The following is a 7,547-nucleotide window of genomic DNA, read 5'->3' on the forward strand; positions in this document are numbered from 1 at the left end:
TTAGCCGATCACCACCTTGACGATGCCGGTGAGGGCGATCTGGACGAGGGAGAGGGGGACGAGGAGGGTCCAGGACAGCTTCTGGAGCTGGTCCTCGCGCAGCCGCGGATAGGTCACGCGGAGCCAGATGACGACGAACGCGAGGAGCGCGGTCTTCAGCAGGGTCCAGACCCAGCCGAGGCCGTCGGCGCCCCACGGGCCGTGCCAGCCGCCCAGGAAGAGGACGGTGGTCAGCCCGCACAGGACGACGATCCCCGCGTACTCGGCGAGCAGGAAGAGGGCGAAGCGCAGACCGGTGTACTCGGTGTAGGCGCCGAAGATGATCTCCGAGTCGGCCACGGGCATGTCGAACGGCGGGCGTTGCAGCTCGGCGAGTCCGGCGACGAAGAAGACGAAGGCGCCGATGAGCTGCCAGGGCACCCACCACCAGTGGAAGGCGTGCAGCACGCCGGGCAGCGAGACGGTGCCCGCCGCCATCGCGACCGAGGCGGCGGCGAGCAGCATCGGCAGTTCGTAGGCGAGCAGCTGGGCGGCCGTGCGCAGGCCGCCCAGCAGGGAAAACTTGTTCGCGCTGGCCCAGCCGGCCATGAGGGAGCCAAGCACGCCGACCCCCATCACCGCGAGCACGAAGAACACGCCCGCGTCGACGACCTGGCCGACGGCACCCTCGCCCGGGCCGATCGGGATGGCGAGCAGCACGAGGAGGTACGGCAGCAGCGCCACGGCGGGGGCGAGCTGGAAGATCCGGCGGTCGGCGCCGGCCGGGACGACGTCCTCCTTCTGCGCGAACTTCACGCCGTCCGCGACGAGCTGGGCCCAGCCGTGGAAGCCGCCCGCGTACATCGGACCGAGGCGGCCCTGCATATGGGCCATCACCTTGTGCTCGGTCTGGCCGACGATCAGCGGGAAGGTGAGGAAGACGACGAAGACGATCAGAAGTCGCAGGGCGACGTCCAGCGCGCCGTTCACTGCGGGCCTCCTGCGGGATCTTCGGGGGTGGGGTCGGGGGCGGACTCCGTGGCCGGGTCGGGGGCCGGCTCGGGGGCGGACTCCGTGGCCGGGTCGGGGGTGTCCCCGGCAGGGCCGGGCTCCGGCTCGTCGAAGGCCGGGCGGGCGTGGTGCCAGGGCGCGTCCGAGCTGCGCGGGGCCGGGCTCCGGCGGGCGGGACGGTCGGTGCCCTCCCCCTCCGTGGGCTCGGCGGGGGCCGGCTCCGCCGCCTGCCTGCGCTGGGAGGCGGAGCCCTGCGAGGCGCTGCGCGCGCGGCGCGGAGGCGCGGCCGACGGTGCCGGGCCGGGCTCGTGCGCGACCGAAGCCTCGGCGGCGGGCCCCTCCTGGGGGGCCGCTGCCGCGGCCCGGGTCGCGTCGCCCTCGGTGGCGGCCTGCTGGAGGTCCGCCGCGTCCTCGGCTCCGGACGCCGCCGTCTGGCTCACCGAGCCCTGACTCGCGGTCCGCGCCCGACGCGGACGCGCGGGGGCAGCGGCACCAGCACCGGCCACCTCCGGCGTGCCGGCAACATCGGCACCGGCGGCAGCCCCCTCGGGCGTCTGGCTCGCCGAGCCCTCCGCCGCCGTACGGGTGCGCCGTACCGGACGCTCCCCGGCCGCGCGCGCCGCCGCACCAGCGGCACCCGCCGCCCCCGCCGCTCGTCCGGCACCCGCCGCACCCGCGGCGCGGGCCGGACGGGCCGGGCGGGCCGGGGCCGGGGGCAGCTGGCCCTTGAGGGGGCCCCATTCGTTCGGGTCCGGGACGCCGGGCGGCAGCATCTGGCGGCGCTTGGGGCCGCCGTGGTCGGACTCGCCGGGCTCCTTGGCGCCGGGCCAGGCCTTGGCGACCCGGGCGGCGAGGACGAAGTCCTTGCGCAGCGGGTGGCCCTCGAAGTTCTCGGGGAGCAGCAGATGCTCCCGGACGTTCGGGTGGCCCTCGAAGACCACCCCGAACATCTCGTGGGTCTCGCGCTCGTGCCAGGCCGCGCCCGCGAAGACGCCGACGGCGGACGGCAGGGCCGGCGCCGTGTGCGGGACCGTCGTACGGACGAGCAGCCGGCGGACCGGGGACAGGGCGACCAGGTGCGCGGAGACGCGGAAGCCCGTGCCGGGTTCGTCGACGGCGCTCAGCCAGTCGAAGTAGGTGCAGGACAGGCTCGTACGGGCGGTCTCCAGGGCGGTGAGCCAGGAGGACGGCGGGACGTCGACCGTCAGCAGCTCGTACGACTCCTCGGCCGTGGCGTCCGCGCCGAAGAGTTCCTCGGCGGGGGCGGGCAGCCAGCCGGGCGCGCTCATCGGGCGCCCTCCCCGGCCGGCGGCTTCACCAGGCCGCTCTGGAGGGCGGCCGCGGAGGGGCGGGCCGCGGGGGTGCCGTACCGCTCGCCCAGGGACTCGCGGGCGATCTTCTCCTGGAGCTTGAGGATGCCCTGGAGCAGCGCCTCGGGCCGGGGCGGGCAGCCGGGGACGTACACGTCCACCGGGATGATCTGGTCGACGCCCTTGGTGACCGAGTACGAGTCCCAGTAGGGGCCGCCGCAGTTGGAGCAGGCGCCGAAGGAGATGACGTACTTCGGCTCGGGCATCTGCTCGTACAGGCGCTTCACGGCCGGGGCCATCTTGTCCGTCACCGTGCCGGACACCACCATCAGGTCGGCCTGGCGCGGACCCGGGGCGAACGGGATGACACCGAGCCGGATGAAGTCGTGGCGGGCCATCGACGCGGCGATGAACTCGATCGCGCAGCAGGCGAGGCCGAAGTTGAAGACCCAGAGCGAGTAGCGGCGGCCCCAGTTCAGGACCACCTTCATCGGCTCCGGGGCCAGCCTGGCGAGCGCGCCCAGCCGCTTGGGCTCCGGCAGGTAAACGGGATCCGGGTTCACGTCCATGCCATGACGCCCTTCTTGTATGCGTACAGCAGGCCGACGGCGAGGAAGCCGAGGAAGACGAACATCTCCACGAGGGTCGTCGCGCCGTAGCCGGGGGCGGCGAAGACCGTCGCCCAGGGGAACAGGAAGATCGAGTCGACCGCGAAGATCACGTACAGGAAGGCGTAGACGTAGTAGCGGACCTGGGTGTGGGCCCAGCCCTCGCCGACGGGGTCGACGCCGCACTCGTAGGTCAGCAGTTTCTCGGGTGTCGGCACGACCGGGCGCAGCAGCCGGCCGGCACCGAAGGCGACCGCGACGAACAGCACGCCGACGAGGGCGAGCAGTCCCACGGCCGAGTAGGACCGGAAGTAGCCGGCCGCGATGACGTTCGCCGCGGCGCTCGTCGAGTCCCCCAACGTCTCCCGCACCGTCCGTCCCTCGCTCCCTGACCTCGTGACTTTAGTGAACCCCGTGACGCGATGATTCGGGGATCTGTACGGACGGGAGTCTAGGCCCTGATAAAGAAGCGGTAAGCAGCCAGTCACGGCGTGAGACAGCCGGGCGGGCCGCGTGGGACAGCCGGGCGGGCCGGAGGAGCCCCCAGGGGAAGCCCCGGGGAGAAGTCGGGGTGGGGGTGTCCCCACCGGCGGAGGGCGGCATACCGCATGGCGCGAAGGACGCGGCGCACGGCACGCTGACCGGCATGACCGTTCTCCGCTCCGCCGCCGGCGCCGATCGCACCGACGGCGGCCCCGCCGCCCTGCCGCCGCCCCGGTTCGCCTACGACACGCGCACCTGGAAGGAGATCGCGCATCTCCTGCTGAACCTGCCGGTGACGGTGTGCGGCTTCATTTACGCGGTGACGGTCGTGGTCACCGGCGGGATCCTCAGCATCACGGCGATCGGCCTGCCGCTGCTCGCGTTCGCTCTGCTCGGCTCCCGGCAGCTGGGCAAGCTGGAGCGGGCCCGGGCCCGGTGGCTGCTCGGGGTGCGCGTGGAGGAGCCGACGCCGCTGCCCCTGACGAAGGCCGGGAGCCCGATCCAGCGGCTGTGGCTGGCGCTGAAGGACCCGGTGGGCTGGCGGACCCTCCTGTACGACGTGATCCGGCTGCCCTGGGGCGTCCTCACCTTCTGCACGGTTCTGACCTCGCTGTTCGTGCTGTGGCCGGTGCTGCCGTACCTCGCGCGCGGGATGGCGAACGTGGACCGGGCCATGGTGCGCGGGCTGTTGTCGCCCTCCGACGAGCTGGAGCGGCGGATCGCCGAGCTGGAGTCGGACCGCGGGATCGTGGTGGACACGGCGGCGGCCGACCTGCGGCGCATCGAGCGGGATCTGCACGACGGGGCGCAGGCCCGCCTGGTCAACCTGGCCATGGGGCTCGGCCTGGCCAAGGAGAAGCTGCTGGAGGATCCGGACGCCGCCGCGGAGATGGTGGCGGAGGCGCACGGCGAGGTGAAGCTGGCCCTCCAGGAGCTGCGCGATCTGGCGCGGGGCATCCATCCGGCGGTCCTCACCGACCGGGGCCTGGACGCCGCGCTGTCCTCGGTCGCCGCCCGCTGCACGGTGCCGGTGCGGGTGACCGTGGAGCTGTCCGCCCGGCCGGCCCCGGCCATCGAGGGCATCGCCTACTTCACCGTCTCCGAGCTGCTCCAGAACATCAGCAAGCACAGCGGGGCCCGGTCCGCGTCGGTGGACGTGTGGCGTTCCGCGGACCGGCTGCTGATGCAGGTCCGGGACGACGGCCGGGGCGGGGCCCGGCTGGACGGCGGCAGCGGCATGCGGGGCCTGGCGGACCGGCTCGGCGCGGTGGACGGCCTGTTCGCGGTCGACTCACCGGACGGCGGCCCGACGGTGATCACGGCGGAGCTGCCGTGGCGGGACCGCACGGAGTAGCGGAGTGGGGGCGGGAGGTGGGGAAAACCCCCCTTCCGAGACGCCGACGGTCTCCATGGCCCGGGCCCGCCGCGCCGCACGATCCTGGGGACACGGCCGAACCGCCGCCGCACGAGGAGAGACGGGGACGACATTCCATGCCCAGCACCTACCAGCACGAGGACGGACAGCCGTACCGAGACCTCGGACGGAGCCGATCCCGGACCGGAAGCGGAATCGGAGCCGGGACCGGCTCCGGCCCCCGGCTGCCGCTCGCGCTCCGGGCCCCCCTGGAGGCGCGCAGCTGGCGCGAGTTCGGCTATGTCCTGCTGAGCCTGCCGGTATCGATCGCCCTGTTCAGCTGGGCGGTGACCATGGTGTCGCTCGGGGCGGGCCTGCTGGTGACCTTCCTGGGCGTGCCGGTGCTGGCGGCGGCGCTGGCCGGCTGCCGCGGCTTCGGCGCGCTGGAGCGGGCCCGGGCGCGCGGGCTGCTGCGGCTGGACGTGGCCGAGCCGGAGCCGCTGCGCCCGCGCAAGCGGAGCGTGGCGGCCTGGGTGGGCGCGGTTCTGCGCAGCGGCACCTCCTGGCGGCAGCTGCTGTACGCGCTGGTGCAGTTCCCCTGGGCGGTGTTCTCCTTCTCGGCGGCGGTGACCTTCTGGACGACCGGCTGGTCGCTGCTGACCTATCCGCTGTGGTTCTGGGCCTTCCCGATGTACGGCGGCCAGGGCGGCCTTCAGCTGTACGGCGACGAGCACCACCGGATCTATCTCGACAACCCCTTCGAGATCACCGTGACCGCGCTGGTCGGACTGCTGTTCACGCTGGTCGCGCCGTGGCTCGTACGGGCTCTGACGACCGTGGACCGGGTGCTGGTGCACGGGCTGCTGGGACCGTCCCGGCTGTCGGCGCGGGTGGTGGAGCTGGAGTCGGACCGGGGGGTCGTGGTGGACACGGCGGCGGCCGACCTGCGGCGCATCGAGCGGGATCTGCACGACGGGGCGCAGGCCCGGCTGGTCGGTCTCGCCATGGATCTGGGGCTGGCCAAGGAGAAGCTCCGGGAGGACCCGCGGGCGGCGGCGCGGATGGTCGAGGAGGCCCACGGCGAGGTGAAGACCGCGCTCCAGGAGCTGCGTGATCTCGCGCGGGGCATCCATCCGGCCGTCCTCACCGACCGGGGCCTGGACGCCGCGCTGTCCTCGGTCGCCGCCCGCTGCACGATTCCGGTGACCGTCGAGGTGGACCTGCCGGGCCGCCCGGCGCCGGCCATCGAGGGCATCGCCTACTTCACCGTCTCCGAGCTGCTCCAGAACATCAGCAAGCACAGCGGGGCCCGGTCCGCGACGGTGGACGTGTGGCGCTCCGCGGACCGGCTGATGCTCCAGGTCACCGATGACGGGGTGGGCGGTGCGGACGCCTCCGGCGGCTCGGGCCTGGCCGGGCTGGCCGGCCGGCTGAAGGCCGTGGACGGCATCCTTGTGATCGACTCCCCGGCGGGCGGCCCCACCCGGGTCACCGCGGAACTGCCCTGGCGCACCGCCTTGTGAGCCCTGGCGCACCGCCGTGTGATCCGCGCGGCGCCCCCCGCCCCCGTGGAATGCTGGTCCCGCGCAGACAGCAACGGACAGCGAAGGACGCCGGCACGGGCGGCGGGGGGACGGGGGATCGTGGAGAACAGGGTGCGGGTACGGGTCGTCATCGCCGAGGACTCGGTGCTGCTCAGGGAGGGCCTGACCCGGCTGCTGACGGACCGCGGGCACGAGGTGGTGGCCGGTGTCGGGGACGCCGAGGCGCTGCTCAAGACCATCGCCGACCTGGACGCGCAGGGCGAGGTGCCGGACGTCGTGGTGGCGGACGTACGGATGCCGCCGACCCACACCGACGAAGGCGTCCGGGCCGCCGTACAGCTGCGCAGGACGCATCCGGGACTCGGGGTGCTGGTGCTCTCGCAGTACGTGGAGGAGCGCTACGCCACCGAGCTGCTGGCCGGTTCCAGCCGGGGCGTGGGCTATCTGCTGAAGGACCGGGTCGCGGAGGTCCGCGAGTTCGTGGACGCGGTGGTGCGGGTCGCCGAGGGCGGTACGGCGCTCGACCCGGAGGTCGTCGCGCAGTTGCTGGGCCGCAGCCGCAAGCAGGACGTGCTGGCGGGGCTCACCCCGAGGGAGCGCGAGGTGCTCGGTCTGATGGCCGAGGGCCGTACGAACTCGGCGATCGCCCGGCAGCTTGTGGTCAGCGACGGCGCCGTGGAAAAACACGTCAGTAACATCTTCTCGAAGCTGGGGCTGGCTCCGAGCGACGGCGACCACCGGCGGGTTCTGGCCGTTCTGACGTATCTGAACTCCTGAACTCTCACCGTCACCCGGGTACTCGGCCGAAGAGGACGCACGGAAAGACGCACGGAAACGTGCCGGACCACCGAGGCCGGGGCACGACGGGGGAACGCGCGACGGATTCTTGATCGGAATTTCAGCGGCGCAGGCCCCCGGTGAGGGACAGTGAGAAGCAGCGCGACAGGCCATCCCGAAACGCCGCCCTAATCTTCGGATCGGCTCGGGAAGGCGACCCTAACCGACGTAGGGTTGATCCAGGGATGGTCCGTGGTACGACCACCCACGGACAGCCGCCTCGAAGGAGGTCCAGTTCAGTGACCAGCCAGGTCAGCAGCCCAACGGAGCAGACCGACGGAACGGTCGTCGGAGAGCAGCGGAAGCCCGGCGGCGCGAAGGACGTGCGGCGTCTGGACCGGGTGATCATCCGGTTCGCGGGGGACTCGGGTGACGGTATGCAGCTCACCGGTGACCGGTTCACCTCGGAGACCGCTTCTTT

General features: G+C 73.0%; 8 protein-coding genes. 4 read left to right on the top strand and 4 right to left on the bottom strand.

The features are described from left to right. Genes ACWCV9_RS21800 through ACWCV9_RS21815 form a run of 4 tightly spaced genes read right to left on the bottom strand, consistent with a single transcriptional unit; the run spans position 1 to position 3,279 of the window. Entirely contained in the window at positions 1-969 is a 969-nt protein-coding gene (locus ACWCV9_RS21800; RefSeq protein WP_450788742.1) for a complex I subunit 1/NuoH family protein, read from the bottom strand. Beyond that, a complete protein-coding gene (locus ACWCV9_RS21805; RefSeq protein ID WP_450788744.1) occupies positions 966-2,279 on the bottom strand; it encodes an NADH-quinone oxidoreductase subunit C in 1,314 nt (437 codons plus the stop codon). The genes ACWCV9_RS21800 and ACWCV9_RS21805 overlap by 4 nt, the downstream gene beginning before the upstream one ends. Then, positions 2,276-2,869, bottom strand: a complete 594-nt coding sequence (locus tag ACWCV9_RS21810) for an NADH-quinone oxidoreductase subunit B (protein WP_450788746.1) — start codon at positions 2,867-2,869, stop codon at positions 2,276-2,278. Before ACWCV9_RS21810 ends, ACWCV9_RS21805 begins: the two co-directional genes overlap by 4 nt. After that, the gene (locus tag ACWCV9_RS21815; RefSeq protein ID WP_450788748.1) at positions 2,860-3,279 is read right to left on the bottom strand and encodes an NADH-quinone oxidoreductase subunit A; all 420 of its coding nucleotides are present in this window, start codon (positions 3,277-3,279) and stop codon (positions 2,860-2,862) included. Before ACWCV9_RS21815 ends, ACWCV9_RS21810 begins: the two co-directional genes overlap by 10 nt. A 275-nt stretch (positions 3,280-3,554) precedes the next feature. Between ACWCV9_RS21815 and ACWCV9_RS21820 the strand changes: the two genes are divergently transcribed. The 4 genes from ACWCV9_RS21820 to ACWCV9_RS21835 form a co-directional block, all read left to right on the top strand. Beyond that, positions 3,555-4,745: a sensor histidine kinase gene (locus tag ACWCV9_RS21820; protein WP_450788749.1), complete on the top strand. Its 1,191-nt coding sequence runs from the start codon at positions 3,555-3,557 to the stop codon at positions 4,743-4,745. A 137-nt stretch (positions 4,746-4,882) separates the two neighbouring features. Continuing rightward, positions 4,883-6,268, top strand: coding sequence for a sensor histidine kinase (locus tag ACWCV9_RS21825; protein WP_450788751.1), 1,386 nt, complete (start codon positions 4,883-4,885; stop codon positions 6,266-6,268). 117 nt (positions 6,269-6,385) lie between these two features. Continuing rightward, positions 6,386-7,066: a LuxR C-terminal-related transcriptional regulator gene (locus tag ACWCV9_RS21830; protein WP_450788767.1), complete on the top strand. Its 681-nt coding sequence runs from the start codon at positions 6,386-6,388 to the stop codon at positions 7,064-7,066. A gap of 299 nt (positions 7,067-7,365) precedes the next feature. Continuing rightward, a partial coding sequence (locus ACWCV9_RS21835) for a hypothetical protein (protein ID WP_385843308.1) occupies positions 7,366-7,547 on the top strand: 182 nt, incomplete at its 3' end.

This window comes from Streptomyces sp. NPDC001606 (genome assembly GCF_053596835.1).